Raw genomic sequence first — 25,753 nt, 5'->3', positions numbered from 1 at the left:
TCTGTTTATCGTACAGGAAGATGTTACAATAAGGATAAGCATCTATCTTGTATGAAGGAGGTTTCACATATGGAATTCAGAAGATTGGGCGGAAGCGGACTGAAGGTTAGCGATATCAGCCTCGGGAGCTGGCTGACCTACGGGGGATACGTGGAACGGGAAAATGCGGTCAAGTCGATTCAGACTGCCTATGGACTCGGCGTCAATTTTTTCGATACGGCGAACGTCTATGCTCAAGGAGCGGCCGAAGTCGTCGTGGGCGAGACGTTAAGGGCATTTCCGAGGGAATCCTATGTGCTGGCCACAAAGGTGTTCGGCAAGATGGGAGACGGACCGAATGATCAGGGACTGTCCCGCAAGCATATCAAAGAGCAGTGCGATGCCAGCCTGAAGCGGCTGGGCACCGATTACATCGACATCTACTACTGCCATCGATATCATGAGGAAACGCCGCTTGAGGAGACGCTTCGCGCGCTGGATGATCTTGTCCGGCAAGGCAAGGTGCTCTATGTCGGCGTCAGCATGTGGACGGCGGCCCAGATGGAAGCGGCCTTGGCCGTTGCGGACCGGTATTTACTGGACCGCATCGTGGTGAATCAGCCGCTGTATAACATGTTCGAGCGCAAGATCGAGGAGGAGATTATCCCGCTTGGCGAGAAGAAGGGGATTGGACAAGTCGTATACTCCCCGCTCGCTCAAGGGCTTCTGACCGGCAAGTACGCCTCGAAGCAGGACGTGCCGGAGAACAGCCGCGCGTCGAGGATTGGAGCAGACCGGCTCAAAATAAACGAAGATCGCATACAGAAGGTGCAGGCGCTGGGCCTTGTCGCAAGCGAGCTGGACATGACCGTCGGCCAATTGGCCTTGGCCTGGATTCTGCGCCAGAACAACGTAGCCAGCGCACTGGTGGGCGCCAGCCGTCCGGAACAGGTGGAAGAGAACGTGAAGGCTTCCGGCATGAAATTGTCCTCGGATACGCTGGCTGTCATCGAGGACATCCTGAAGGCGGATCCGAATTAGGAAAGAATCAGGTCATTGATTTCGGGTGCGGAGCATACGCGGTTGCGCCCGCTTTCCTTGGCGCGGTACAGCTCGCGGTCCGCTTGCTGGAGCAGCTCCTTGGCATTTTTGGACCGGATCGTATCGGGATGCACGGCAGCGCCGATGGACACGGTGATTCGTAGCTTGGCTCCGTCTTCGAGGGTGAAGACGTGGTCCTCTACCGCGGCTCGGATTCGTTCCGCGATCGCGGCCGTCTCGTCGATGGTGGCTTCCGGGACCAGTACCGAGAATTCCTCCCCGCCGTTGCGGGATACCTCGTCAAAAGAACGGGAATGATCCCTCAGCACTTTGCTGAGCTGCTGCAAAACGACATCTCCGGCCGCATGGCCGTAGGTGTCGTTTATTTGTTTGAAATGATCGATGTCCACGACCAGGACACCCAGCCGCTCGCTGAAATGCTGGGCTTCGAGGAAGCGTTCCGACAACAGCTGCTCGAACTGGCGCAAATTGTGCAGGCTGGTCAGGTAATCCGTTTCCGCGTTCTTTTTCATCTGCAGGAACAGTTTATTCGAGGTGTTGATATACTCGGTCAGCATGTAGATGACCACCGTGGCCAGCACCGATATGACGAGCTGTTGCGTGAAGACGGTAAACACCTTTTGATGGTTCGGGATGTTCATCCACATAATGAACAAGATGACCAACATGCTGGATAGGCTCATTAGCAGCATTTTGCTCAGACGATTCCAATGGGTGCGGGAGAGGATCCCGCAGACGACGCTGATCAGCAGCATGCCCGCACCTGCAATGGCCGAGGAAGCGGACATGCCGAACAGGATCAGCCGTCCAAGTGCAATCAGCATGCCGGCAATCAAGGACGGAAGCCATCCCAGGTAGGTGGCGATCACCATAATGGCCAGATGCCGCAAATCAGCAAAAAACCGCGGGTCGATGGGGAACGAGTAGTACATTAAAATGATCCCATAGATGCCAAAGAGCAGCCCGGCGTTGATCTTGACGGTGAAGGAGGGCACCACGACACCTGCGACATATTTTTGGGACAGCAGTCCGGATAAGTATAAGAACGTTACAAATATACAAAAATTGGTAAATAGTATATTAGTCATAGGGGATCATTCCTTTCACGTACCCTGCGGTAGGAACGACAGAGCGATGAAGACATTCACCCCTATTTTATCGGAAAATGGAATTGTATGTCGAATGATAAACGTAATTTTTGTTAATTTTCTGGGACCTGCAATGGTAGGCGAACCTCGAACATCGTCAACTCTGTCGTACTGGTCACCTGGATCGTGCCATGATGGGCATCGACGATGGTTTTTACGATGGCCAGGCCAAGCCCCGAGCCGCCGGTTTGATCGGTCCGCGATTCATCTGCCCGGTAAAACCGCTCGAACAAGTGGGGGATGGCATGCTGGGGAATCGGAGGACCGTAGTTGATCACCTGCACGATGGCAAACTTGGGATCCTGCGATACTTTTAAATCCACACGCCCGGCCTCCCGTCCGTGCCTTACCGCATTGGACAGCAGATTCTCGAAGGTGCGCATCAGCTTATCCCCGTCCGATGAGATCATGATTTTCTCCACGGCAGGCGTAAACACGACCTGTACTCCTTCATGCTGCCCGGTCAATGAAAAGTCCACGGACAATTGGGCAAGCAGCTCAACCAAATTGATGTCCACACGGTTAATCGGGGAGTACCCCATCCGGGTGTACTCAAACAAATCATTCACGAGGCCGCCCAGACGCAGCGATTTATCGTAGGCGATATCGGTGTAATAGCGGAGTTCGACCTCATCCTTGTAATGGTCTTCGTTGACCAGCCGCAAGTACCCGATGATGGAGGTGAGCGGGGTGCGCAGATCATGCGATACGTTGCTGATAAGCTCGTTTTTGGACTGGACCGCCATTCGCTCCTCTGCCAGCGACAGCTTGAGCTGCTGGGCCATTTGATTGATTTGCACGGCCATCTGGCCCAGCTCGTCGTTCGAGCTTACGATGATCGCCTGGTCCAACTCGCCCTTCGCCAAACGCTGCGTCCCCTGCATCAATTGATTGATTTGGCGAATGGTGCCTTGACTTAAGAGAAGCACCATGCAGATAAACAGCACGATGCCGATGATCGTCGGGACGACCGGAAAGCCGAAGAAACTCGACAGCGTGCGTTCCACTCTGAAAAGGGTGTCTACCCAGGGCTCCTTCCAATACTCCCGGCCGATCAATCGCATGATCTGCTGTGCGATGAACAATATGGACAAGGTCAAGGCACCGCTGGCGAAGAACAGCGTGATAATCTTCCATTGCAGCTTACGCATGGATTTTGTACCCGACGCCCCATACCGTTTGGATGAGTTTATAACCGAGTTCCTTCTCGAGCTTGTCCCTCAGGTTGCTGATATGAACCATGACCGTATTGTTGGAGACGTAATATTTTTCCTTCCAGACCTGCTGGAAGATATCCTCGGCGCTAAAGATTCTCCCCGGCTGACGGGCAAGCAAGTACAAAATCTCGAATTCCCTGGCCGTCAGGGAGATCGCACGGCCATTGGCCGTTACTTCATGCGTTGTCCGGTTAATGTCGAGCCCGTCGATCCGGATCCGGTCGCTGTCCCCCTGGTGAAGGTCCACGTTGTACTGGGTGGAGCGCCGCAGCAGCGTTTTGACCCGTGTCGTCAGTTCCAGCGGATTGAACGGTTTAATCATATAATCATCCGCGCCTGTCATGAGCCCCAGTATTTTATCCATATCCTCGCTCTTCGCGCTCAGCATCAGAATGGGAATGGACGAGGTTTCCCGGATTCTGCGGCAGGTGTCGATCCCGTTCAGCTTGGGCATCATGACGTCCAGAATCACGAGATCTATCATTCCGTTGTTCGAGGTCATGGCCTGCAGGGCTTCTTCCCCGTCGTGGGCTTGGATTACGCGGTATCCCTCATTCTCCAGATAAATGGAGATCAGCCCGGATATTTCTTTATCGTCATCTACGATTAATACGCTTCTCATTCGATATCCTCCCGTACATCTCCCATGAAAACTATGATTCCTTTAGGAACAGTGTACCCTAAATCAACCGCATAAAGTGCAGCTTTGCCTTCAAAAACTAGGGAGTACTTGCACAATAGCTATTTAAAAAGGCCGGATACGAGATTCGAAAGGATGCCTTGGCGATCGAATCCGTAATCCATCAGCTTCCGGGTTTCCGTAAACCGCTGATCGGCGTCCCCGGTTCCCATCACGACGGAAATCAGCCGGTTTCCGCCCCGTGACGCGGTTCCCGTGAAGCAATAACCGGCCGAGGCCGTATACCCGGTCTTAAAGCCGTCATTGCCTTGGTAAGCATGCGGCTCGCCGGGCAGCATGAGATTCGTGGTGTGCAGGGAGAGTTCCTTCTGCGGGACGGGCAAATCCCGCTGGCTGGTTACCTCAAGCAGATCCGGGTGTTTGTTCACCAGCCATCTGGCGAGCATGGCCGAGTCCCGGGCCGTCATGACGGTGTCCCCTTCGGAGGCCGCCTCGGCAAAAGGAACCAGGTCCGCCGCAGGCAAACCGGAAGCGTTGGCGAATACGGTGCGGTCAGAGAGGCCGATTTCCTTCGCCCGGGCATTCATGGTTTCCACGAATCGGGCCTCCGACCCGCCGAGGTGCTCCGCAATAGCAACGGCCGCATCATTGGCCGAATGGATAATGAGTGCTTCGAACAGCTGCTTCAGCGTGTAACGTTCGCCTTCATGCATGCCGATGGCCGAACCGGGTACCTCTGCGGCATATCGGCTGACCGGTACGTTCTCGTCCCAGGCATGCTGCCCGGAACGAACAGCATCCAGCACCAGCAGCTCGGTCATCATCTTGGACATGCTTGCGGGAGGAAGGGGGAGATCGGCATGCATCGCGTAGAGCACGCGGCCCGTATCCGCATGAATCAGGATGGCCGAGCTCGCTTTGATGGGAGGGGGTATAAATACCCTTGCTATGAACACGGCTATCAGAATGACGCCGAACAGCAGCAGCAACAGGCTTAATTTCGCGCGTCCCTTGCCGCGTTTCGCACGCTGATGCCGAAGCGTGCCGGTTTGCTGCCGGGATGATTCAGGGGCTGGAGGTGCTTTGCGGGGATGCTTGGTTATGGATTCCATGGCGCTCTATCGTCTCCTTTGACTGGTTATGCGTCTCATTTATGTATGTTCTAAGTCTAGCCAGACAAACTAAAGTAATTTTTAATTGAATCTAAAGAAATCTTAAAGATTACCAGCAGCGTTTTTGGCGCGGGATGTTGACCTTGAAACGAATAAGATTTATACTTGATCTAAAAATAAATTAAAAGGGTGAATACCTTGAAATCTTTAAATCTGACGACGCAACGCCAAGCGGTGTACGATGTCCTTCGGGAATCGCATGATCATCCGACTGCTGCGGATATCATGAACCGGCTGGTGGAGAAAGGATATAATCTCGCGTACGGGACCGTTTATAATTCCCTGCGTTACTTGACGGATAAACAGCTGATCCGGGAATTGAAGCTGGGCGAGAGCGCGAGCCGATACGATGCCCGTACCGACGAGCACCAGCATATTATTTGTGAAGTCTGCGGCAAAGTGGACGAGGTCATGACGGAGGTGCCAGAGGATTGGGCTGCTACGGTAGCCGGTGAAACCAACTACGTTATCCATCATGCTCACGTCGTATTCGGGGGGGTGTGTCCAGAATGTCAAATCAAACGGAAGAAATGACGGAGCTCGGGAAAGTCTATGCTTTTCCGGATTTCCAATCCGGCAATCTGTATGTGCGTCCCACGACGCCGATGGCGATTGGAGATGCTTGTCCCACCACGCTGCGGGCCGCATTGATCAGCCGTTCTCCGGGGCGCGTGAACGAAATGTTCATAACCTTGACGGAGAACTGCTTCGAGGTCATGATGTTCCGTAAATGGGAACCGCGACTGCAGTCCGCCCTGAACACGGGACTGATTATCGCCGACATGACGGGCTGCCGGAATATGGCGGCGTTCAACAAGGAGAAGGAGCTTCTTCTGCCGGAACATACCACGATTCCGATCCTGTATCTTGTAGGCGAGGAGCTCATGAGCAATGCAGGATCAAGCCTGTTGGATGAAGAGCTGATGGTATGGCCGGCCCGTTCCAAAGATACGATGATGTATCAGGTGCAGCGGACGATTCGCTTGTTCTCCCCGGCAGCGGGTTTGTCGGGTGGAGAAGAGGTCATGCGGGGACTGATCTATAAAGATTTATCGATCGACCGGGATAAAATGACCATCCACCGGGGCAGCACCCCGATTCACTTGACCAAGACGGAGTATCATCTGCTGATGCTGCTGCTGGACAGCGAAGGGGCCGTATGCACGCGTGAGGACCTGATGTGCAAAATTTGGGATACCGATTTTATGGGCGGCAGCAACGTGGTGGATGTCCACATCAAAAGCTTGCGCAAGAAGCTGAACGACAACGCGGGTGCCCCGCGCTATATCGCAACGGTTAGAGGAGTGGGATACCGCCTGGCGGATTAATCCCCTCCTTTTTTTTGTTCATTCGCGATTGTTGCAATGATTCATCCGAACTTCATATAAGGCTCATGGAAGGGTCACATAACGCTCACGCGACAATCATGATCCGAGCGAACCTCCGATGATACAATCATTTCATAAATTTAGATTCAGTCTAAAATCAATTATAGAATGATGGAGGGTTCATAGATGGATAGATTGACAACCAACCAAGGTGCTCCCGTAGGAGATAACCAAAATTCCAAAACGGCGGGCCGCCGCGGACCGACACTGCTTGAGGATTATCATCTGATCGAAAAAATCGCCCACTTCGACCGTGAACGGATTCCGGAGCGCGTCGTTCATGCACGCGGAGCAGGTGCCCACGGCGTATTTGTGGTCGAGCATGACATGAAGCCGTACACCAAAGCGGCATTCCTGCAGGAAATCGGTCAGGAAACCCCCGTGTTCGTCCGGTTCTCCACGGTTATCCATGGAACCGGGTCGCCCGAAACGGCACGCGATCCGCGCGGATTCGCCGTGAAGTTCTATACGGAGGAAGGGAACTATGACATTGTAGGCAATCATCTCCCGGTCTTCTTCATTCGGGACGCGATCAAATTTCCCGATATGGTGCATTCCTTGAAGCCTTCGCCGGAAAGCAACATTCAAGAGCCAGGCCGGTATTGGGATTTCATGACGCTGTCTCCGGAATCCACCCATATGATGACCTGGCTGTTCTCGGATCATGGCACGCCGGCAAACTATCGCGAGTTGGACGGATTCAGCGTCCATGCGTTCAAGTGGGTGAACAGCGAAGGCAAAGTGACCTACATTAAATACAAATGGGAATCCGTGCAAGGCATCAACACGCTGAATGCAGACGAAGTGGGAGCGGTGCAGGGCAAGGACTTCAATCATGCCACCCGTGATCTTCGCGAACACATCGCTAACGGGAATTTCCCGAAATGGCGCCTGCAGGTGCAGCTGATGTCTCCGGAAGAAATGGATGATTTGTCCTTTGATCCCCTGGATCCGACCAAGACTTGGCCGGAGGATCGCTTCCCGTTCATAACCGTGGGTACGATGACCCTGAACCGTAACCCGCAGAATTTCTTCGCCGAGGTGGAGCAGGCGGCTTTCTCCCCAAGCGCATTGGTGCCCGGTATTGAGCCGTCCGAGGATAAATTGCTGCAGGGCCGGTTATTCTCTTACCCGGATACGCAGCGTCATCGTCTGGGCGCCAATTATTTGCAGATCCCGATCAACTGCCCGTATGCCCCTGTGCGCAATCATCAACGCGACGGCTTGATGAACGTGAATCAAGATCCGTCGCCGGTGAACTATGAACCGAACAGCTATACAACGGGCCCTGTGGAAGATCCGTCCGTGAATGAGAGCGAAGCTCCGCTGAGCGGTCATGTCGTTCGTCAGCGCATCGAGAAAACGGATGACTTCACCCAAGCCGGCGAATTGTACCGTTCGTTTACGGAGCAGCAGAAGGATCATCTGCTTCGCAATCTGGTTGATGACCTGAGCCAGGTCAAATCCGACATCCAGCTCCGTGCCGTATGCAATTTCTACCGTGCAGACGCCGAATATGGCGCAAGACTTGCCGCAGGGCTTGGCGTAGACCTGAGCGGATTCATCCCGGCCGGTCAGCCGAAGTAACACCAAACATATAAGAGCCCGCCATCCTGTTTCCGCTGTGCAGGATGGAAGGCCTTTATATAGACGGCGATCCATGGTCGCCGGCCAAAAGAGGTACCCGCATAAATGGGTGCCTCTTTTTTTCATCCACTGAAATATATAAGTGGAGCAGCAGAGGAACGCCTATTCCTTTGCTGCTTTTTTGCATGCGGCAGGAAAGGGGGGCTTTTTGGAAGAATAAGACCTTAGTGGCTTTATCTATGGGATCATGGCCTTTATACTGGAGTCAGCTGCTAGAAGCTATACGGCATGAAGGTTGCACAAGCTAGAATTTAAGAGAGTGAGGCATATATCATGGCACAGCATATGAAAGATCGGGTTGTAGCCTTGGCAGGCCCGCGCAAAGCGGCGGACATGGCCAAGCTGGTGGAGAAGATGGGAGGCACGGCGGTGCTTCGCCCGGCGCAGGGGACGGTATTTTTGGATGATGAAGTGCTCCGGCGTTCCATCGAAGCTTGGCTCGAGGCGCCTGCGCCGTGGGCGATCTTTACGACGGGAATCGGCCTGGAGGCCATTTACGATACGGCCGAGCAGATGGGCCTGTTGGATACATTGAATGAAACGCTTCAAGACACCTCGATTGCGGCAAGAGGGTACAAGACCGCGAATGCTCTGAAAAAACGCGGTTTGGCACCGGTCGTCAGAGACGATGACGGCAGCACGTCCGGACTGATCCGGTCGCTTGCGCCGCATGACTTGTCGGGTCAACGCGTCATTCTGCAGCTGCATGGCGAGTCTGCGCCTAAGCTGGTCGATTGGCTTCAGCAACGGGGAGCGGAGGTGCAGCAGATTCTGCCTTATAAGCATATTCCGCCGCTGGAGGAGGATATTTCCCTGCTCGTTGACGAAATCGTTGGCGGCAAGGTTCATGCGGTTGCTTTTACAAGTGCGCCACAGTTTCGTTTTCTTGCGGATTATGCTCGTGCCCATGGCAAGCTGGAAGCCGTGCTGGAGGCGTTCCGCGGACCGGTCGTGGCGGCGGCTGTCGGCAAGGTGACGGCTCAGGGACTCCGCGAGGAAGGCATTGAACGCATGGTGGTTCCCGAGGAAGAGCGAATGGGCAGCATGATGGTGACGCTTGGCCGTTATTTTGCTCAAAATCAAGAATAATGTCATGATATAACGTAACGAAGCTAAGGATTTCGATCCATTCCAGCTCGTCGATGCATGTTCCTCAGGTTCATGTGAAATATTGAGTAGTAAATAGGAGGATGACCGATGGATAAGAGAAAAGCATTGCTGCTCGGCAGCTACACGCACCCGAAGTTTCATCCGCTGCAAGGCATAGACAAACAGATCACGCATCTGCTGAACGACATGTTCACCGTGCAGTGCACGGAAAACCATAAAATGCTTCATGAAAGCAATCTCTACCCTTACGAGCTGTGCATCGCCTATAGCGACTTGTGGGACGAGCGGGTTTCGCCGCGGCAGACCGCAGGCCTGCTGTCCTACGTTAGCGGAGGCGGCGGCTTGCTCGTGATTCATAATGGCGTTACCTTGGCAAACCGTTATGAGCTGGCGCAGCTGATTGGCGCCCGTTTTGACGGGCACCCGCCGATGGAGAAGCTGTATTTCGTTCCGGGGGAGACCGATCACGATATTACGGAGGGCGTTGAGCCGTTTGTGCTGGACGAGGAGCCTTACCGGTTCGTATTCAGTCCGTTCACGGAAAAAACCGTGCTGCTGCATTATGAGTACGAAGGCAAGCAGTGGCCTGCCGCCTGGTGCCATACGTATGGCATTGGACGCGTGGTCTTCTTGATGCCGGGCCATCATGAGCCGTCCTTTCTCCAGCCTCAGCTGCGTTTAATGATTACGCAAGCGGCCAAGTGGGCGGCGCGCGTTCCGGGTTAAGGCATTTCGAAATGATCGGGCAGGAGGGACGCGCGTGAGCGGGAAGATACTAATTGTTGAGGATGAAGCGAAAATATCCCGTTTGCTTGAAATCGAGCTGGAGAGTGAAGGATACCAGGTCACCAAGGCGGATAACGGGCTGGATGCGCTTGAGGCATACCGCAGCCAGGAGGTGGATCTCATTCTGCTGGATGTCATGCTTCCGGGTATGAGCGGCATTGAGCTGCTGCGGCGGATTCGTGCCCATGATTCCCATACGGCCGTGCTGCTGCTTACGGCGAAGAGCTCCGTTGAAGATAAGGTATCGGGGCTGGATCTTGGAGCCAATGATTATATTACGAAGCCGTTTCAGATCGAAGAGCTGCTGGCGCGGATTCGTGCTGCATTACGGCTTCAGGGAAAGCCTCATCCGGAAGAAGAACCGGCTGGGGAGTGGCTTACGGCCGCGGATTTGAAATTGAATGAAGGCACGCGGGAAGTGATTCGCGACGGCAGAAGGATCGATCTGACGCCGCGTGAATTTGACTTGCTCGTCTATTTGCTGAAGAACAAGCGGCAGGTGCTGAACCGCGAGCAGATTCTTGCTGCCGTGTGGGGGTACGATTATTACGGCGATACCAACGTCGTTGATGTATACATACGTTACGTCCGCAAGAAAATCGATCATGGCGGCACGCAAGAGCTCATCCACACCGTTCGCGGCGTCGGCTACGTGCTGAAAGAAACCCTATGAAGCTGAGCAGCAAAATCCATCTCTATTCGTCGGTGCTGATGGCCGCCATCCTGATTGTCATGAATTTATCCGTGTATTACGTGTTCAGCAAAATGACGGTGGACAGCCAGCTGGAGCAGGCGGAAGCCGAGGCGGGAAGCATAGTCAGAAGCATTGCGCATTCTTCCGCGACCATTCCCATTGACGATCTGCTGCGAAGTTATGTCCCGGCTGACGGAAAGATTCAATTCGTCCCGGCTGACAGCAAGGCCAAGTCTCCTTACGTGACCTCCTCCGGCGAGGATATGGATGAGCTGAGGCTGCCTTATAACGCCAATAAGCAGGTCGAGCAGATCCGATATGAAGGAATGCGTTATGTGCTGGTGTCCCTGCCTGTCATTTGGAGCGACGGGGCGGTATACAACATCCAAATTTCCCGCAGCCTTGCCGCTACGATGGAGACGCTGCAGGTGCTGCGCATTGTGCTGATGGCCGTAACCGCGATCGCTTTGGTTCCGGTCATCATTTCGACGCGGATATTGGGGCGTTTAATCGTGCAGCCGATTACGGCCTTAATCCGTACGATGCGGGAGATTCGGCAGAGCGGACGGTTCCGTCGGATCGAGCTGAAGGAAACATCCAAGGATGAGCTGGTGGAGATGGGGGCTGCGTTCAATGACATGATCACGCTGCTGGAGAGCAACCATGCGAGGCAGGAACAATTCGTGTCCAACGCTTCCCATGAGTTAAAAACACCGCTCACCATCATCGAGAGTTACGCCAGTTTGTTGAAGCGGCGAGGCCTGGATCGGCCGGAGCTGTTCATGGAGTCCGTCGATGCGATCCATTCGGAAGCGATCCGGATGAAGGAGATGACGGAGCAGCTGCTGCTGCTTGCCCGCAACCAGGACCAATGGCAGGTCGAGATGGAGCAGGTGGATCTCGCAGCATTATCGGAGTCTTCCGCTCGCGCATTTCGCGATGCCTATAACCGCACGGTCGAGGTTGAAGCCGACGGCGAGGTTCTGGGCTGGACGGACAGCCGCAGGCTCAAGCAGCTCTTGTTCATTCTGCTGGATAATGCACGCAAATACAGTGACGAACATATCGTCATCCAGGTGGGCAGAAAGCCGTCGGAGGTATATATCCGGGTCATCGACCGCGGAATCGGCATTGCCAAAGAAGAGCTGGAGCACGTCTTCGACCGTTTCTACCGGGTGGACGAAGCTCGTACTCGCCGGGGCGGGGGAGCCGGCCTTGGATTGTCGTTGGCCAAGGATATCGCGGAGGCCATCTCTGCTGAGCTGGAGCTGGACAGCCTGCCCGGCGTGGGCACAACGGCCACCATTCGGCTCCAAGAATCGAAATAAACGTCAGCAGCCCACCGTTTTCTCATCGAATTCTAACCATGCTGCGCTATACTGACGGTAAAGACCGAATGGGTTGCGAGGTGATTCAATGCGTAAAAAAGTGAGTGTGCTGCTGGGCGTCATTATCGTGGTGGCCGTCATGATCATCGTGAATGCGGTATGGAGTCCGTTTACCCGTTCGACGGAGGCGATGTCGCAGGAGGAAGCCGTAAGCGGAGTATTGAAACAATATCCGGACGGTGAGATTACAAAAGCAACGCTGGATGGGGAGATGTACCGGATGGAGCTGGAGTCCAATTCCGGAAGGTATGAGATGACGGTGGATGCCCGTCAAGGCGATATCGTGTCCATCAAGCAGCTGGACAAAGCGCCAGCGAAGCAAGAGCCCGGTGAAACCAAGCAGCCGACCGACAATCCAAGCACGACTCCTGCGGAGCCCGCTGAGAATGGCGAGAAGGGATCAGCGGATGGTGAAAGCGGAACTGCGGAGCCGCCTGCAACGATGATCACCAAAGAGTACGCGATCAAGCTTTCTTTAGAGAAGGTACCGGGAACGGTGGAAGACGTGGAATATCGCGAGAGCAAGAGCAGCCGTTATTATCTGGTCGAGATCGAGCGGGAAGACGGGCGCGAAGCGACCATTCAGGTCCACGCGATTACCGGCAAGATCATGACCGTGACTTGGGATGACGAGGATGACGATGAATAGATCAGAGGCCTATTCTCATTTTCTCATCGTATTCTAATGTTTCTCTCCGAAAGCTCTCATGTTGAGACGGTATATTGGGTTTGTAGAGATCACACAGAGAGTTTTGAGGAGGCGTAAGATGATGAACAAAAGAACATGGTGGGCAGGCGCACTGTCCGTAGCGATCGCGGCAAGTGGAGTATACGGCTATAGCGCCGTGCAGGCTGCAGGGTCAGGACAGACAACGCCGGCAGGAACCCAGGCGGCAGCCAAACAGGAGAAGCAGCTCATTGGAATGGAAAAAGCCGAACAATTGGCACTCGCGGCTGCCAGCGGTAAAGTGGAGAGCATTGACATCGACCGCAAAAAGGGCAAGCTGGTGTACGATGTTGAGATTCGGCAGAGCAACCGGGATGTCGATGTATGGATTGATGCCTACACAGGCAAATCCCTTAGCGTCATAGTAGATCGGGATGATGACGATGATGACCGTGACAGCATTCCGGGGAATCTGATCGGTGCCGGCAAGGCATCCGCGATCGCTGTCAAACACGTCAAGAGCGGGACAGCCGTAGAGGTTGATCTGGACCACGATGACGGCCGGTGGGTGTATGACGTCGAAGTGAAGACGGCCAAAGGCTCGTCCGAGGTTGAGATCAACGCGGTCAGCGGCAAAGTGATCAAGGCAGAATACGAAAAATACGACGACCATGATGATGACGACCACGATGACCATGATGATTGGGATGATGATCACGATGATCATTACGATGATGATCGGGATGACGATTAAACCGTTCTTCATCTGCGTAGGATAGCCGTATCAGCGAACAGCACGGGATATAACCCGGCTGTTCGCTTTTTTGTCATGGCATTAGTGCATTCCCGCCGTCCACCCGATTGGCCCTCATATTTCATGGAAAATCAGGGGACATTGATAAGGGAGCTTCTCGATACTTAGAAAGCAAGTCCAAGGATAGATGTTTTTGCCAGCGTTAAAGGTTATAATGGAACCAGACAACGACCGGGAGGGATATATCGTGAGTGATCTTTTTAAGAAAGCCATCTCGTTAGGATTGGGCCTTACCGTGGTCAGCAAGGAAAAAGTAGAGAAAATCGTGGACGATCTGGTCAAACGCGGGGAGCTGGCTCCTGCGGAATCCAAGGCGCTGGTGAACCGCCTCGTCGAGCGCGGCGAAGAGGAGCAATCCCAGATCAAGTCATATATTTATGAGCAGGTGCAGCGCGTGTTGTCCGATCTGGATGTTCCCAAAGAGAGCGATGTCGCCAGCCTGGAACAGCGCATTGCCGCTCTGGAGAAGAAGGTTGTAGAACTGGAAGGATCGCGGCAGGAATAGATGGCGGTCCGAATTCGACATGCCGGACGTTACCGGGAAATCGCCATGGCGCTCATGCGTCATGGCTTTGGCTATATGGTGGAGGAGATGGGACTGTTCCATGTTCTGTCGCTGCCTGTCCGCTGGAGCTCCAAGGAGCAGCCGGAGACGATTACGCTTGGGGAACGCATTCGGCGAGTGCTGGAGGATCTGGGGCCTGCCTTTGTGAAGCTGGGCCAATTGGCTAGTACCCGATCGGACCTGCTGCCAGACCACATTATCCAGGAATTGGTCAAGCTGCAGGAACGGGTGCCTCCGTTCCCTTCCGCGAGCGCACGGGAGCTGATTGAACAAGAATGGGGCATGCCGATCGACGACGTGTTGAGTGAGTTTGAGGACAAGCCGCTGGCTGCCGCCTCAATCGGCCAGGTTCACGCCGGGAGGCTGAAATCCGGAGAGCTTGTAGCGATCAAGGTGCAGCGTCCGGGCGTGGCCCGCATGATCGGCCGCGACTTGGAAATCCTGCGGGATTTAATTTCGATTGCCGAGCGCCATTGGGAATGGGTGAAGCAGTACCGCGTGGATCGAATCGTTGACGAGTTTGCCAGAGCGATGATGGCGGAGCTGGATTACAGCCATGAAGCCCGGAATGCGGAGAAGATCGCATCCCGGATGACGGAGCAGGAATTTGTCCATATTCCGCGGATTTATTGGGATTATACGTCATCGAAGGTGTTGATGATGGAGTATGCCGAGGGTATTACCTTAAGCCGCAGGCAGGAGGTTGTGGCCAAGGGGCATGATCTCAAGGCGATCGCCGAGCATCTGACCGACGGCATGCTGCAGCAGATTTTTATTGAGGGCTTCTTTCATGCCGACCCTCATCCGGGGAACCTGCTCGTCAGGGAGGACGGCAAGCTGGTCTTTCTGGATTTCGGGCTGGTGGGTCACCTCAGCGAAGATATGAAGGATCATCTGTCAGGACTTATTATTGCATTGATGCGGCGGAATTCGGAAGGGATGATCCGGGCGATTTCCCGAATGGGTTTGATTCCGGACGATTGCGATATGGATGCGCTGCGGTCGGATATGGACCGTCTGCGGGAAGAGTATTATGACGTGCCTTTTGCTCAAGTGCGCATCGGCAAGGCGTTGACCGATCTGTTTGCCGTTGCCCAGCGGCACCGGATTATGCTGCCTCCGGATATGACGCTGCTTGGCAAATCATTGCTGACCCTGGAAGGGGTCATCGAGATGCTGGACCCGAGCCTGAGCATTATCGATATGGCGGAGCCTTTCGGAAGGAAGCTGCTGAAGAAGCGGTACAATACCCGCCGGATCAGCAGGAAGGTGCTGGATGGGGTGGCGGGGCTTGCCGAGAGTTTGCTCGATCTGCCCGGTCAAGCCCGGCAGCTGTCGGCCCTGATCAGCAAAGGAAAACTGCGGGTGGAGATCAGCGTTCCGGAACTGAAAACGCTGATGCGCAAGTTGGATCAGATCAGTAACCGGCTGTCCTTCAGCATCGTGCTTCTGGCTTTCAGCATCATCATGGTAGGGCTGATTATCGGATCGTCGCTCAGCCGGGAGCCGATGATGATATGGAGCTTCCCGGTGATTGAAGTCGGATTCATCGTAGCCCTGCTGATGGTGGCATGGCTGCTGTACGCCATATTCAAATCCGGCAGGTTCTAGCCGGCCGATTCGGCTCTTGTCCGTTTGCGCTGCTGCATCCAGGCCTGGACACCGATCAGGATCCACTCTATGAGATGGAAAAATACGGCGATGACCAACGATTGCAGCCAGCCCTCCACGGGAATGGCGGGCACGATCAGAGAGGCTATGTACAGCAGCAGCGTATCGGTCACGACCGTCACTGCCTGTTTCATATAGATGGAGGTATCCTTGCGAAGCAGAAGCCGCAGCAGGGCGATGACCAATGGATGTATGAGACCTTCGAAGATCAGGAACCCGACCAGGACGAAAAGCGAGAAGCCGAGCAGCACGCCTTGGCCGTCGTAGGCAAGCGTTTCGCCTGCTCTTGAAGGATCGGGCATGGGGAACCACTGGGCATACAGCATGGAAAAGAGCTCCAATGGCATAATGATAAAGGCCGACAACAGCGGAATGAGCCACAGCTTCTTCCGGAAGGGAACGATGGGCTCCCCGTCGCGTCTTGAAATATAATTCATCATTAGATTGATAAGGCCGAATAGGATCATCAAGATCAAGGCTGTCAGGATGAGCTGTAGGATATGCATATCGGGGACACCTCCTCGCTGGTGTATACTGGATTTCTATATCATTGACATTACCAAAGTCAGGGTCGTTTGTCAGTTTTCTGGCGAAAATAGTGAATGGATCCAAACCATATCTTCATTCACTGGACACATAAGGGAAGCGCCCTGTTCTTCTAAGAACGAATGGTATCGGCCTTTTGTTGGGATTTATGTATGAAAATATGTTGGTTTTGTTTACTGAATCGAATGGATTGAGACCATAAGATGCTAAATAAATTAAATGAGGTGGAACGTTTGCCGAACTTTCAACAGCTGGGCATTGACGAACAAAGAGTACGGAAACTGAAGGAGCAGGGAATTACGGAACCGACTCCGGTACAGCAAGAGAGCATTCCGCTGCTGCTGCAGGGAAAGGACGTCATTGCCCGGGCGAAGACCGGCACAGGCAAGACGCTGGCTTTCATGCTGCCGATTCTGCAGCATATCGATCCCAAGCGGGCGTACCCGCAGGCGCTCATCGTTGCGCCGACACGGGAATTGGCATTGCAAATTACGGAAGAAGCCAAGAAGCTGACGGCAGGAGAGCCGGACGGCATCAAAATTCTGGCGGTCTATGGCGGGCAGGACGTGGAGAAACAGCTGCGCAAGCTTGAAGGCGGACGCCAATTGATCATCGGCACGCCGGGCCGGCTGCTGGATCATTTGCGCCGGGGCACGTTAGAGCTTGGCGGCGTGAAGCAGCTGGTGCTGGACGAAGCCGACCAGATGCTGCATATGGGCTTTTTGGATGAAGTGGAGGCGCTGATCCATGCGCTTCCGTATCGGCGCCAAACGATGCTCTTCTCGGCGACGATGCCTGCCGGCGTGAAGCAGCTTGCCGGCAATTATATGAATCAACCTGTCGATATCGTGATTAAGGGGGCTTCCCCGATCCCGTTGGAGCAGATCCAGCAGGTGGTGGTCGAGTGTACGGACCGTTCCAAACAGGATGCCTTACGCGCAATGATCGAAGAGCATAATCCCTTCCTCGCGATCATCTTCTGCCGGACGAAGCGCAGAGCCACCACGTTGAACGAGGCGCTGCTGGCCCATGGCTACCAATCGGACGAGCTGCACGGGGATCTGTCCCAAGCGAAACGGGAAGCGGTAATGAAGCGATTCCGGGAAGCCAAGCTGCAGCTGCTCGTTGCAACGGATGTTGCCGCGAGGGGGCTGGACGTCGAAGGCGTTACCCATGTCTTTAACTACGATATGCCCCATGATGTTGAAAGTTACATCCATCGTATCGGCCGGACCGGACGGGCGGGGGGTAGCGGTATGGCCATCACGTTTGCGGCCGGAAAAGACCTTAATGATCTGCAGCGCATCGAAGAAGGGATCTCCCAGCGGTTGAAGCGAGTACGCTATGACTCTGCCGCCGGAAGCCTTCGGGAAAGCTCTGGCGGCTCGGGCAGGGATACGGGCCGACCGAAGAAAGCAAGAAATGTCTCGTCACTTGAATCCGATAATGAACGTGGTCAAGGCAGAAGCCGTGCCGATCGGGGCACGGGTTCCGGGCGTAGCCGCGGTAACGAGCAGGGCAGAGGAAGGACAGGATCATCGCGCAGGGATGACCGCGATTCGGGCCGGACAGGAGGCCGTACCGGAGAGGGTCGAGGACCATCGGCGGCCGGAGGCCGAGGCAGCGGCGCGCGTGAAGGCGGTCGTGCAGGCGAGGGCCGCGGACCGCAAGCCGGAGCACGAGGCAGCAGCCGCGGACCGTCCAGAACCGAGGGGCGGGGGAATCACGCCGGCCGCGGCGGACAAGGCGGAACCCGATCCTCCGAAGGCCGCGCTGCCAGAGGCCAAAGCGGTGGACGACGTGGCGGTCGGAGCCGCTAGGGAGTTCAAGGTAAATTTTAGGAAGTCCTCTGTTTCAATCCGAAGGATCACGTTTAAGTAGAGATCGTTACCCAGTCAATGACAAGGAGGCGTTACCATGTCTGAACATAATCATGTGGTGAACAAGAACGGTGAGCTGGATGTGAGTAAGGTCGATGACGCTATGGACCGGATTGACGACAAGGAGAAGGAACGGATCCTGGCTGACTTCGATGCCTTTCAATCCTTTTTGAACAAACGAATTCAGCTTGCCGAGAGCATTGGCTTGAATGAAGAGCAGCTGGCGCAGGCGGCAGAGAAGGTAGCCGGATACCTCGCCGCTAACGAGGAGCCCCGCAATTCCGAGGAGAAACTTCTTCAGGAGTTATGGAAGGTCGGAACGCAAGCGGAGCAGCATCAGCTGGCTCATCTGCTGGTTAAGCTGGCTCAAAACCGTACGGCTCAATAAGGCGAAGCGTGAGATGAGGGTCCTTCCCCGGCCGACTTGCCGGGGAAGGTTTTTTTGGTTCGAAGGCAGGAATGAACATAACTATAGGATGAAGGGCTTGATATTAGGCTTTATACATAATATGATTTCCAATGTCTTTATTCCATCTGTTGGATTGGGTAACATCGAAAGAATAAAGGAGGAGGCGCTGCCTGAATGTCTCTGGTGATTCATGAGCAGAGAAAACCCAAAATGCAGCCTTTTTATTGGGTGCTTACGTTCGAAATGCATGTGCTGGGCATTTTGCTGGGCCTGGCGTTTACGATGGGGCCTTTGATTCTGCTGTACTTCTGGGCCAACGTCTGGACGTGGATGAGTCTGGCGGCTATACCCGCCGGTATCTTTATGGTGATTCGACTATCCAAGAGTCTGAAAGGGCATATCTGGAATAATACGCATCTGGACGAATATTTGTTATACGAAGACCACATTGAATATGAGCGATGGAATCGCGAGACGAAAGACTCCTTGAAGGGGAGCCTTCGGATCGGCGACGTAAAGGAAATATATTACGGGCGATATATTTTTCAATTCAGTTATGCCTATAAAAACAGCAAAATGACCGAGTCGGTGCCTATGGCGGAGCTAATGCCCATCATGTACCTTGTTGCTGGGGAAGGGACGGCTGAACGGGCAGTGGCCGTTCCTTTCACGGATCCGATGGAGGCGAACCGCTGGCTGGAGGTCGTCGGCAGACGAGGGATTCCTTTATAATGACATCCGTCATCATCCAAGATCTGGGGGATGAATCGGTGGCGTCAGTGCTTCGCGAGGACGAGGATTTAGAGCGTGCCGAATTTGACGGGAATATCGAGCGGCAATTCCGTCCGTATCTGGATCGCCTGGTACAGGAGAACGAGAAGAAAGACAGGGAGCTGACGGAGGAGGAACTGGATCAGCTGGAATACGAGATGAAGCTACTCGAATACGAAGAAGCGCTGCAAAAGCGAAGATCGGCTTTTCGTGGAACCGGTTTGCTTGCTTGGCTGGTTTTCCCGGTTCAGTTCGCCGTCGGTTTTTGGCTGACGCGCCAGGCGGAGCTGGGTAACGCGGACCCGGAACAGCCGCTGTACCCCATTCTTCTTGTTGCGCTGTCGGCGATCCTGTTCTTCTTCCTGGTGAAATGGATGCGCTGGTTACAGATCATTATGTTCTCGCTGGTTACTTTTATATCGTTTATGTTTCTGGACTTCTCGGAGATCGAGACCGATCCTTCCTACCAAATGTCCAGCATGCTCCTTGCGATAGCCATGCTGTCGCTGCCTGTGGCGGCTCTCTTTTATTTGGGAATCCGGTATGTGCGCAAAGGGCGGGATGCGAAGAATCTTCCGCCGATGCCGGGGCCGTACCAGCCTCTTACGGAAAACGACAAGCCAGGGTTCGAGTCTGGAGACCGGCTGTCAACCTAATACGAAAACGAAAGAAACGCACCCTTCACATTTGGGGGTGCGTTTCGTATCGGTACCTGTAGGTATCCATGGGCTGGCTGGTAAAAGAGGTGTCCAGCTTTTTCTTCTCGCCGGGGGCGAGGGTGATGTCCCTGTACATCTCGGTAAAGACTTCCTCATCGTTCTTGTCGTACACGAACAAGGTAATATGACCGTTGAACGCTTGGCTTTCATGATAATTGCCGGCATAGACGACGATGTCGGCATCATCCTCATTTTTATACGCTCCAACGTGAAGTACGACGTAGTCTTTCAAGCTCTGCAGCTGGGAATCCGCCTTCTTGTCCTCAAAGTTCTGATCCAGGTCGGTTAGCATCGTTTCTTCTTTGTAAAGCGATTCCTGGGTGATCAGGCCAATGGGGATCGTCAGAATAAAATAGAAAACCAGCGTCGACAGCCCTGTGCTGCGAAGCACGGTCCTTCGGTCATACCCCCCTTTGATCAATCCGATGAAGGCAATCAGGGCCAGAACAACGACGATGAGATGCCATGGAGACAAGAACATTTCGGGATACAATTTCATTTCGTTTCCTCGCTTACTGTTGTTGAAATGCGGGATCATGCAATATTTTGCCAAACCCTAAATCATTACCCTGCTGACTTGCTGACTAAACAGCTGTCAGGAGTCTATGTAACTCTTGCTTGAAGCGGATATACGTTTATCATAATGGATTTACGGATGGCGGGGTAGAGGCATTGGAACCGAAAATTTGGTTTAGGGGCGTATATTCGGTATGATGTAAGAAGATGGGCCAGGCTACAGAAGCTTGGAAGCAAGCGGTTCATTCAATACAAGCTGGAGAGGAGATTCGAGGATGTCAGTTTATGAGTATCATGCAACCAATACCAAGGGGCAGGAAGTCTCGCTCGATCAGTATTCGGGCAAGGTCTTGATCATCGCGAATACGGCAAGCCAATGCGGCCTAACGCCGCAATATGGAGAGCTTCAACAGCTGTACGACCAATACGGCCAGCAAGGGCTTCAGGTTCTTGGCTTTCCGTGCAATCAGTTTGGCGGACAGGAGCCGGGTACGAGCGAAGAGGCCGAATCGTTCTGTCAATTGAACTATGGCGTGAACTTTCCGGTTTTCCAGAAGATTGACGTGAATGGGGAGCATGCTCATCCGTTATTTCAGTATCTGAAATCGGAGCAGCCCGGACCGAATGAAGGCGGAGAGATCGCTTGGAATTTTACGAAGTTCCTGGTGGACCGCGAAGGCAAGGTGGTCCAGCGGTTTGAGCCGAAGGAATCGCCTGAATCGATGAAGGGCGCCATTGAATCCCTGCTGGGTTAATGCCAGATAGTAATGAGCACATAACAGGGCTGTTTTCGTCGGGGGATTTGCCCCGGAGGAGAAACAGTCCTGTTTTTTTATGGGAAATCCCTCGCCATTTCGTCCATTCAGCCCGAATCAAGATCCTTCAAGGCATCTTGTATGGGATGATCGCCTTGAATCAGATCGAACGCCTTAAGTTCCGTCTCTGGCGTGGAGAGACACAGCACGGCTGCTTGAGCGACATCTTGACGGGATATGGATCCGGTTTCCCGGAGATCGGGATGTGCCTGAACCCTGCCGGCAGGAGCGTCATCCGTTAACTCGCCGGTCCTTATGATCGTGTGAGTCAGCGTGCTTTCTTCAAGAATGGTCTCAGCTTTATGTTTGGCAAGCAAATAGGGCTTTAGTTCGGAGAAGTGCTCCGGATGTTTGGTCTCCATGCAGCTAATCATAATGAAGCGATTGATTCCTAGAAGCACGCACTGCTCGATCAGCCTCACGGTGCCGACATGATCCGTCTCCTGAGGATCTTCCGTTACCCCGGCGCCAACTGCGCAGATGACGGCGTCTACGTCCCTTAAACCATCGGAATAAGACTGCGTCAAATCACCGACAATTCCCTCGGCACCCTCCTGCTCCATCTTCCGTTTATGGATCTCATCGGGGATCAGGCCGCGGACTTGATACCCCTTCTCGGCGAGAAGCTTCGCGATCCGTCTCCCGGTATTTCCATGCGCTCCGGCAACAAATACGGTTGTCATGATAAAGCACCTCCTGCACAACATTACCCGCAGCCGATTGTTTCAAAAAGGGAATAATCCGTTATTAATAAGAAAAACCTATTCCGGTATCTCGAGAATGTTGGCAAGCGGGGCCCTTTTAGCTTCCCCGGATCCCGTACCCGTATTCTCGATTTCGCCTTATTCGGTGGCATCAAGACGTTAATCTTGGAGTCAAGATCATTCATCATTCCCACTATGTGAAATTATGAACAATATGTGAATAACGCAATTCGCCTATTGAACTGTGAAATAAATCACATTATAATAAGGTCATGAAGTGAAATTATTCACAATTAGTATTACCAGTCACCCATTCATGCTCAACAAGCGTTACCAAGCATGAATCCAGGCAAAAATGCTCATCTTAAACCAATATAAAGCTTCATACTTGGAGGAGGAAAAACCATGAAAGTTGCAGTTATCGGTTGTACCCATGCAGGAACGTCCGCCATCGTGAATACCGCCAAACTTTATCCCGATGCACAGATTACCGTTTACGAACGCAATGATAACATCTCATTCTTGTCGTGCGGCATTGCGCTTTACGTCGGGGGCGTTGTGAAGGATCCCGACGGGCTGTTCTATTCTTCGCCGCAGAAACTCGACGAGCTTGGTGTCGAAACCAAGATGAAGCATGAGATCATCTCGGTGGATACGGACCGGAAAACCTTGAAGGTCCGCAACCTGGCCACGGAAGATACGTTTGAAGATACCTATGACAAATTGATTGTTACCACCGGATCCTGGCCGATCGTACCGAAGCTTGAAGGCATCGATTTGAGTAATATTTTGCTCTGCAAAAACTACGATCATTCCAACGCGATCATTGATAAAGCGCAAGGAGCCAAACATATTACCGTTGTCGGCGCCGGTTACATCGGCGTGGAGCTGGTGGAGGCCTTCCAACAGAACGGCAAGCAGGTAACTTTGATCGACAGTGCCGATCGGATTCTGAACAAATACCTGGATCCTGAGTTCAGCGGCAAGATCGAGGAATCGTTCCGTGAAAAAGGAATCGAGATGGCCATGGGGCAGACCGTGACGTCCTTCCAAGGCCAGGATGGCAAGGTGAATAAGGTCATCACCGACAAAGGGGAGATCGACACGGATCTGGTCATTCTCTGCATCGGCTTCCGACCGAATACGGAGCTGCTGAAGGGGCAGGTCGATATGCTGAAGAACGGCGCCATCGTCGTGGACCAATATATGCAAAGCAGCAAGCAGGATGTCTATGCAGCGGGCGATTGCTGCTCGGTGCTCTATAACCCGACGGGTAAAATGATGTACATTCCGCTGGCGACCAACGCTGTCAGGATGGGTACGCTCGTTGCACGGAATTTGGTGCAGCCCACAACGCCTTATATGGGAACCCAGGGTACGTCCGGATTGAAAATATACGAACACAACATTGCCTCGACAGGATTAACCGAGGGAGCGGCCAAGGATGAAGGTTTGAAGGTGGATACGGTCGCCATTACGGACCATTACCGTCCGGAGTTCATGCCTACCTTCGAGGAAGTTACGCTGAAGGTGGTGTATGAACAGGAAAGCCGCCGGATACTCGGTGCACAGGTGATCTCCAAGGCGGACATGACGCAGTCCATCAACACCCTGTCGGTGTGCATCCAGAACCGCATGACGATCGACCAGCTGGCTTTCATCGATTTCTTCTTCCAGCCGCATTACAACAAGCCGTGGAATTTCCTTAACACGGCCGGCCTGCAGGCTCTGCCGGTGGTGGAGACCAAAGCGCCGGTACACGCTTAATTCATTCTAGGCAATAACGAAGACCCCCTGATTCGGGGGTCTTTTTCTTGTTTTAGAAGGAATATGGATTTTGACAGCGAATTGGAAAATATCCGGACATATCGATATCGACTTTCAGGAGGTAGGATAAAGTATGAATAAAAAAATAATGCTGGTCTCGGCTGTGTTGTTCTCCATGCTGCTGACGGCTGCTTGTTCCAGCAATCAGGCGGACCCGCCGGCAGAAACCCCGCCGGCTGTCGTGGATAGCGAGGGAACGGATCAGACGGGGGCGGCTGAAGAGGAACCGCCGGCAGAACCATCCCAAGGGGAGGGTCAACCTGCCGATGGAGAGACGAAACCGATCGACGAGCCTGCCGCTGTAGGCGATACGGTCGATTATCACGGCGCGGTCATCACGCTGAACGGCGTGCGCGACTCCGAAGGCGACGAGTACTTGAAGCCCCAGCCCGGCCATACGTTTAAGGTGGTCGACATTACCGTGAAGAACAACGGTCAGAAGCCGTTGGTCATCTCTTCGGCACTGTCTTTTTCCATGACGGATTCAAGCGATCTTAACTATACGGTTCCTATTACGGATGACGTGAAGATGCTGGACGGCACCATTCCTCCGGGCGGCGAGCTGACGGGCGAGATTCCGTACGAGGTGAAGCAGGACGTTCAGGGGCTGCAGCTGAGTTACGGCGATCCGATGAAAGAAGGAAGAGCCATTTGGGCAGTGGAATAATGCAGCAATACATCGCATGTTGTTATTTTGGAATGTGCGAGATGGACAAGGATTTTGCTTCGGCAAAGTCCTTTTTTTTTGCATTCGGAAGAGCGTCCTTTACATGGGAGGAGGTTTTCAGTATGATTAAACCGTACAGTCGGTTTTTTAAAGAAGGATGAAGTTCATTCATGACAGAATACATTTTTTATTACGGATCACGGATTTCCGCTGGTTGATGCGGACTGTTGAATCCAACGCAAGGAGTGCTAACACCGATGTCATCAGAAAAAGCGCAGCGAAAGCGGGATTTGATTCTGGATAAAGCCAAGGAGCTGTTCATCCAGCGCGGATATGCGGCAACGTCAATGGATGAACTGGTCAAGTATACGGGGGCCAGTAAGGGAAGCATCTATTATCACTTCGAGAGCAAGGAAGATTTGTTCGTCAAGCTGCTGACAAAGCAGAATCGGGAATGGATGGAAGCCTGGGACGACAAAAAAGCCGGTTACGCCAGCTTTGAGGAGAAGCTGTACGGGATCGCCGATCACATGGTTGACGACTTCCAGAATCCGCTCACCAAAATCGCGGAGGAATTCTATATCAACCAGCCGGAAAATAAGACGATTGTGGGCGAAATGCTGGCGATTCTGCAAGGTCCGCGTATGCTCTACCGCGAAATTCTGGCAGAGGGAGCGGACGAGGGACGCATAGCGGCAGAGGATATCGACGAAATAGCCGTTATTTTCGGATCGCTGCTGGACGGGTTGTCGGTTTCGTACTTCGAACGGTCCCAGGAGGAATTAAGGCAGCTGTACCGCAAGAGCGTGATGTACTTTTTGAACGGTGTGTTATCGGGTGAAGGTTCATAGCGTACGGTGCGGTAGGAGGATTTATCGAAAACGCTTTTCTTAGCTAACAGGAAAGGGCGTTTTCGCAATTATAAATAAACCGAATAGTCGGTTTTAACAG

General features: G+C 53.4%; 27 protein-coding genes. 20 read left to right on the top strand and 7 right to left on the bottom strand.

Annotated elements, in window-relative coordinates; translation table 11 throughout:
• Positions 1 to 69: 69 nt before the first annotated feature.
• Positions 70 to 1,020, top strand: a complete 951-nt coding sequence (locus tag RB297_RS22735; RefSeq protein WP_096775810.1) for an aldo/keto reductase family protein — start codon at positions 70 to 72, stop codon at positions 1,018 to 1,020.
• On the opposite strand, the gene RB297_RS22730 is transcribed toward RB297_RS22735, so the two are convergent.
• From RB297_RS22730 to RB297_RS22715, 4 genes are all read right to left on the bottom strand, one after another.
• Positions 1,017 to 2,129: a diguanylate cyclase gene (locus RB297_RS22730; RefSeq protein WP_036662016.1), complete on the bottom strand. Its 1,113-nt coding sequence runs from the start codon at positions 2,127 to 2,129 to the stop codon at positions 1,017 to 1,019. The two genes, RB297_RS22735 and RB297_RS22730, sit on opposite strands and share 4 nt — an antisense overlap.
• Positions 2,130 to 2,242: 113 nt before the next feature.
• On the bottom strand, positions 2,243 to 3,340 hold the full coding sequence (locus tag RB297_RS22725; protein ID WP_096775811.1) for a sensor histidine kinase: 1,098 nt from the start codon (positions 3,338 to 3,340) through the stop codon (positions 2,243 to 2,245).
• Complete coding sequence (locus RB297_RS22720; RefSeq protein ID WP_096775812.1) at positions 3,333 to 4,028, bottom strand: response regulator transcription factor; 696 nt, start codon at positions 4,026 to 4,028, stop codon at positions 3,333 to 3,335. The genes RB297_RS22725 and RB297_RS22720 overlap by 8 nt, the downstream gene beginning before the upstream one ends.
• A gap of 119 nt (positions 4,029 to 4,147) precedes the next feature.
• Positions 4,148 to 5,158, bottom strand: a complete 1,011-nt coding sequence (locus tag RB297_RS22715; RefSeq protein WP_375121511.1) for a D-alanyl-D-alanine carboxypeptidase family protein — start codon at positions 5,156 to 5,158, stop codon at positions 4,148 to 4,150.
• Between the two features lie 198 nt (positions 5,159 to 5,356).
• Between RB297_RS22715 and RB297_RS22710 the strand changes: the two genes are divergently transcribed.
• From RB297_RS22710 to RB297_RS22660, 11 genes are all read left to right on the top strand, one after another.
• On the top strand, positions 5,357 to 5,752 hold the full coding sequence (locus RB297_RS22710) for a Fur family transcriptional regulator (protein WP_009590342.1): 396 nt from the start codon (positions 5,357 to 5,359) through the stop codon (positions 5,750 to 5,752).
• Positions 5,728 to 6,546 (top strand): winged helix-turn-helix domain-containing protein, encoded by an 819-nt coding sequence (locus tag RB297_RS22705; RefSeq protein WP_009590363.1) that lies wholly within the window; start codon positions 5,728 to 5,730, stop codon positions 6,544 to 6,546. The genes RB297_RS22710 and RB297_RS22705 overlap by 25 nt, the downstream gene beginning before the upstream one ends.
• Before the next feature lie 186 nt (positions 6,547 to 6,732).
• Positions 6,733 to 8,193: a catalase gene (locus RB297_RS22700; protein ID WP_096775813.1), complete on the top strand. Its 1,461-nt coding sequence runs from the start codon at positions 6,733 to 6,735 to the stop codon at positions 8,191 to 8,193.
• A gap of 333 nt (positions 8,194 to 8,526) precedes the next feature.
• A complete protein-coding gene (locus RB297_RS22695) occupies positions 8,527 to 9,342 on the top strand; it encodes a uroporphyrinogen-III synthase (protein ID WP_096775814.1) in 816 nt (271 codons plus the stop codon).
• 108 nt (positions 9,343 to 9,450) lie between these two features.
• Positions 9,451 to 10,089: a ThuA domain-containing protein gene (locus tag RB297_RS22690; RefSeq protein WP_009590348.1), complete on the top strand. Its 639-nt coding sequence runs from the start codon at positions 9,451 to 9,453 to the stop codon at positions 10,087 to 10,089.
• A 34-nt stretch (positions 10,090 to 10,123) separates the two neighbouring features.
• Positions 10,124 to 10,822, top strand: a complete 699-nt coding sequence (locus tag RB297_RS22685; RefSeq protein WP_096775815.1) for a response regulator transcription factor — start codon at positions 10,124 to 10,126, stop codon at positions 10,820 to 10,822.
• Entirely contained in the window at positions 10,819 to 12,171 is a 1,353-nt protein-coding gene (locus tag RB297_RS22680; protein WP_375121510.1) for a sensor histidine kinase, read from the top strand. Before RB297_RS22685 ends, RB297_RS22680 begins: the two co-directional genes overlap by 4 nt.
• A gap of 88 nt (positions 12,172 to 12,259) precedes the next feature.
• Positions 12,260 to 12,880 (top strand): PepSY domain-containing protein, encoded by a 621-nt coding sequence (locus tag RB297_RS22675; protein ID WP_375121508.1) that lies wholly within the window; start codon positions 12,260 to 12,262, stop codon positions 12,878 to 12,880.
• Positions 12,881 to 12,998: 118 nt separating this feature from the next.
• Positions 12,999 to 13,652 (top strand): PepSY domain-containing protein, encoded by a 654-nt coding sequence (locus RB297_RS22670; RefSeq protein ID WP_375121507.1) that lies wholly within the window; start codon positions 12,999 to 13,001, stop codon positions 13,650 to 13,652.
• Between the two features lie 247 nt (positions 13,653 to 13,899).
• The gene (locus RB297_RS22665; protein WP_009590344.1) at positions 13,900 to 14,217 is read left to right on the top strand and encodes a phasin family protein; all 318 of its coding nucleotides are present in this window, start codon (positions 13,900 to 13,902) and stop codon (positions 14,215 to 14,217) included.
• Complete coding sequence (locus tag RB297_RS22660) at positions 14,218 to 15,888, top strand: ABC1 kinase family protein (protein ID WP_277747251.1); 1,671 nt, start codon at positions 14,218 to 14,220, stop codon at positions 15,886 to 15,888. It abuts the gene before it with no gap.
• Here the strand turns inward: RB297_RS22660 and RB297_RS22655 are convergent.
• Positions 15,885 to 16,454 (bottom strand): hypothetical protein, encoded by a 570-nt coding sequence (locus RB297_RS22655; protein ID WP_192570366.1) that lies wholly within the window; start codon positions 16,452 to 16,454, stop codon positions 15,885 to 15,887. The two genes, RB297_RS22660 and RB297_RS22655, sit on opposite strands and share 4 nt — an antisense overlap.
• A 243-nt stretch (positions 16,455 to 16,697) precedes the next feature.
• On the opposite strand from RB297_RS22655, the gene RB297_RS22650 reads away from it, so the two are divergent.
• The 4 genes from RB297_RS22650 to RB297_RS22635 all read left to right on the top strand — a co-directional run bounded on the left by RB297_RS22650 (position 16,698) and on the right by RB297_RS22635 (position 20,210).
• Entirely contained in the window at positions 16,698 to 18,314 is a 1,617-nt protein-coding gene (locus RB297_RS22650; protein ID WP_375121506.1) for a DEAD/DEAH box helicase, read from the top strand.
• A 97-nt stretch (positions 18,315 to 18,411) separates the two neighbouring features.
• Complete coding sequence (locus tag RB297_RS22645) at positions 18,412 to 18,762, top strand: DUF3243 domain-containing protein (RefSeq protein ID WP_375121505.1); 351 nt, start codon at positions 18,412 to 18,414, stop codon at positions 18,760 to 18,762.
• Between the two features lie 195 nt (positions 18,763 to 18,957).
• Positions 18,958 to 19,515, top strand: coding sequence for a hypothetical protein (locus RB297_RS22640; protein ID WP_375121504.1), 558 nt, complete (start codon positions 18,958 to 18,960; stop codon positions 19,513 to 19,515).
• Positions 19,515 to 20,210: a hypothetical protein gene (locus RB297_RS22635; RefSeq protein ID WP_375121502.1), complete on the top strand. Its 696-nt coding sequence runs from the start codon at positions 19,515 to 19,517 to the stop codon at positions 20,208 to 20,210. Before RB297_RS22640 ends, RB297_RS22635 begins: the two co-directional genes overlap by 1 nt.
• A 25-nt stretch (positions 20,211 to 20,235) precedes the next feature.
• On the opposite strand, the gene RB297_RS22630 is transcribed toward RB297_RS22635, so the two are convergent.
• Entirely contained in the window at positions 20,236 to 20,772 is a 537-nt protein-coding gene (locus tag RB297_RS22630; RefSeq protein WP_096775821.1) for a hypothetical protein, read from the bottom strand.
• A 292-nt stretch (positions 20,773 to 21,064) separates the two neighbouring features.
• On the opposite strand from RB297_RS22630, the gene RB297_RS22625 reads away from it, so the two are divergent.
• On the top strand, positions 21,065 to 21,544 hold the full coding sequence (locus RB297_RS22625) for a glutathione peroxidase (RefSeq protein WP_096775822.1): 480 nt from the start codon (positions 21,065 to 21,067) through the stop codon (positions 21,542 to 21,544).
• A gap of 107 nt (positions 21,545 to 21,651) precedes the next feature.
• On the opposite strand, the gene RB297_RS22620 is transcribed toward RB297_RS22625, so the two are convergent.
• The gene (locus RB297_RS22620; RefSeq protein WP_375121501.1) at positions 21,652 to 22,287 is read right to left on the bottom strand and encodes an SDR family oxidoreductase; all 636 of its coding nucleotides are present in this window, start codon (positions 22,285 to 22,287) and stop codon (positions 21,652 to 21,654) included.
• A gap of 426 nt (positions 22,288 to 22,713) precedes the next feature.
• Here RB297_RS22620 and RB297_RS22615 point away from each other — a divergent pair, with 426 nt between their 5' ends.
• The 3 genes from RB297_RS22615 (at position 22,714) to RB297_RS22605 (ending at position 25,653) form a co-directional block, all read left to right on the top strand.
• Positions 22,714 to 24,075 (top strand): FAD-dependent oxidoreductase, encoded by a 1,362-nt coding sequence (locus RB297_RS22615; RefSeq protein ID WP_375121500.1) that lies wholly within the window; start codon positions 22,714 to 22,716, stop codon positions 24,073 to 24,075.
• Positions 24,076 to 24,208: 133 nt separating this feature from the next.
• Positions 24,209 to 24,802: a DUF4352 domain-containing protein gene (locus tag RB297_RS22610; RefSeq protein ID WP_096775824.1), complete on the top strand. Its 594-nt coding sequence runs from the start codon at positions 24,209 to 24,211 to the stop codon at positions 24,800 to 24,802.
• Positions 24,803 to 25,059: 257 nt separating this feature from the next.
• A complete protein-coding gene (locus tag RB297_RS22605; protein WP_213580687.1) occupies positions 25,060 to 25,653 on the top strand; it encodes a TetR/AcrR family transcriptional regulator in 594 nt (197 codons plus the stop codon).
• Positions 25,654 to 25,753: the final 100 nt, after the last annotated feature.

Source organism: Paenibacillus sp. CR_12, assembly GCF_041953985.1.
GTDB classification, from domain to species: Bacteria; Bacillota; Bacilli; order Paenibacillales; family Paenibacillaceae; genus Paenibacillus_AQ; species Paenibacillus_AQ lautus_A.
Note: the sequence above shows the minus strand (reverse complement) of the source record. Positions and strands in the feature narration are given on the sequence as shown.

Bases quoted from the DNA above. Each gene is read 5' to 3' on its own strand.
- RB297_RS22735 (WP_096775810.1), top strand. From the start codon at position 70: ATGGAATTCAGAAGATTGGGCGGAAGCGGACTGAAGGTTAGCGATATC.
- RB297_RS22730 (WP_036662016.1), bottom strand. From the start codon at position 2,129: ATGACTAATATACTATTTACCAATTTTTGTATATTTGTAACGTTCTTA.
- RB297_RS22725 (WP_096775811.1), bottom strand. From the start codon at position 3,340: ATGCGTAAGCTGCAATGGAAGATTATCACGCTGTTCTTCGCCAGCGGT.
- RB297_RS22720 (WP_096775812.1), bottom strand. From the start codon at position 4,028: ATGAGAAGCGTATTAATCGTAGATGACGATAAAGAAATATCCGGGCTG.
- RB297_RS22715 (WP_375121511.1), bottom strand. From the start codon at position 5,158: ATGGAATCCATAACCAAGCATCCCCGCAAAGCACCTCCAGCCCCTGAA.
- RB297_RS22705 (WP_009590363.1), top strand. From the start codon at position 5,728: ATGTCAAATCAAACGGAAGAAATGACGGAGCTCGGGAAAGTCTATGCT.
- RB297_RS22700 (WP_096775813.1), top strand. From the start codon at position 6,733: ATGGATAGATTGACAACCAACCAAGGTGCTCCCGTAGGAGATAACCAA.
- RB297_RS22695 (WP_096775814.1), top strand. From the start codon at position 8,527: ATGGCACAGCATATGAAAGATCGGGTTGTAGCCTTGGCAGGCCCGCGC.
- RB297_RS22690 (WP_009590348.1), top strand. From the start codon at position 9,451: ATGGATAAGAGAAAAGCATTGCTGCTCGGCAGCTACACGCACCCGAAG.
- RB297_RS22680 (WP_375121510.1), top strand. From the start codon at position 10,819: ATGAAGCTGAGCAGCAAAATCCATCTCTATTCGTCGGTGCTGATGGCC.
- RB297_RS22675 (WP_375121508.1), top strand. From the start codon at position 12,260: ATGCGTAAAAAAGTGAGTGTGCTGCTGGGCGTCATTATCGTGGTGGCC.
- RB297_RS22670 (WP_375121507.1), top strand. From the start codon at position 12,999: ATGATGAACAAAAGAACATGGTGGGCAGGCGCACTGTCCGTAGCGATC.
- RB297_RS22660 (WP_277747251.1), top strand. From the start codon at position 14,218: ATGGCGGTCCGAATTCGACATGCCGGACGTTACCGGGAAATCGCCATG.
- RB297_RS22655 (WP_192570366.1), bottom strand. From the start codon at position 16,454: ATGCATATCCTACAGCTCATCCTGACAGCCTTGATCTTGATGATCCTA.
- RB297_RS22650 (WP_375121506.1), top strand. From the start codon at position 16,698: ATGCTAAATAAATTAAATGAGGTGGAACGTTTGCCGAACTTTCAACAG.
- RB297_RS22645 (WP_375121505.1), top strand. From the start codon at position 18,412: ATGTCTGAACATAATCATGTGGTGAACAAGAACGGTGAGCTGGATGTG.
- RB297_RS22640 (WP_375121504.1), top strand. From the start codon at position 18,958: ATGTCTCTGGTGATTCATGAGCAGAGAAAACCCAAAATGCAGCCTTTT.
- RB297_RS22635 (WP_375121502.1), top strand. From the start codon at position 19,515: ATGACATCCGTCATCATCCAAGATCTGGGGGATGAATCGGTGGCGTCA.
- RB297_RS22630 (WP_096775821.1), bottom strand. From the start codon at position 20,772: ATGAAATTGTATCCCGAAATGTTCTTGTCTCCATGGCATCTCATCGTC.
- RB297_RS22625 (WP_096775822.1), top strand. From the start codon at position 21,065: ATGTCAGTTTATGAGTATCATGCAACCAATACCAAGGGGCAGGAAGTC.
- RB297_RS22620 (WP_375121501.1), bottom strand. From the start codon at position 22,287: ATGACAACCGTATTTGTTGCCGGAGCGCATGGAAATACCGGGAGACGG.
- RB297_RS22615 (WP_375121500.1), top strand. From the start codon at position 22,714: ATGAAAGTTGCAGTTATCGGTTGTACCCATGCAGGAACGTCCGCCATC.
- RB297_RS22610 (WP_096775824.1), top strand. From the start codon at position 24,209: ATGAATAAAAAAATAATGCTGGTCTCGGCTGTGTTGTTCTCCATGCTG.
- RB297_RS22605 (WP_213580687.1), top strand. From the start codon at position 25,060: ATGTCATCAGAAAAAGCGCAGCGAAAGCGGGATTTGATTCTGGATAAA.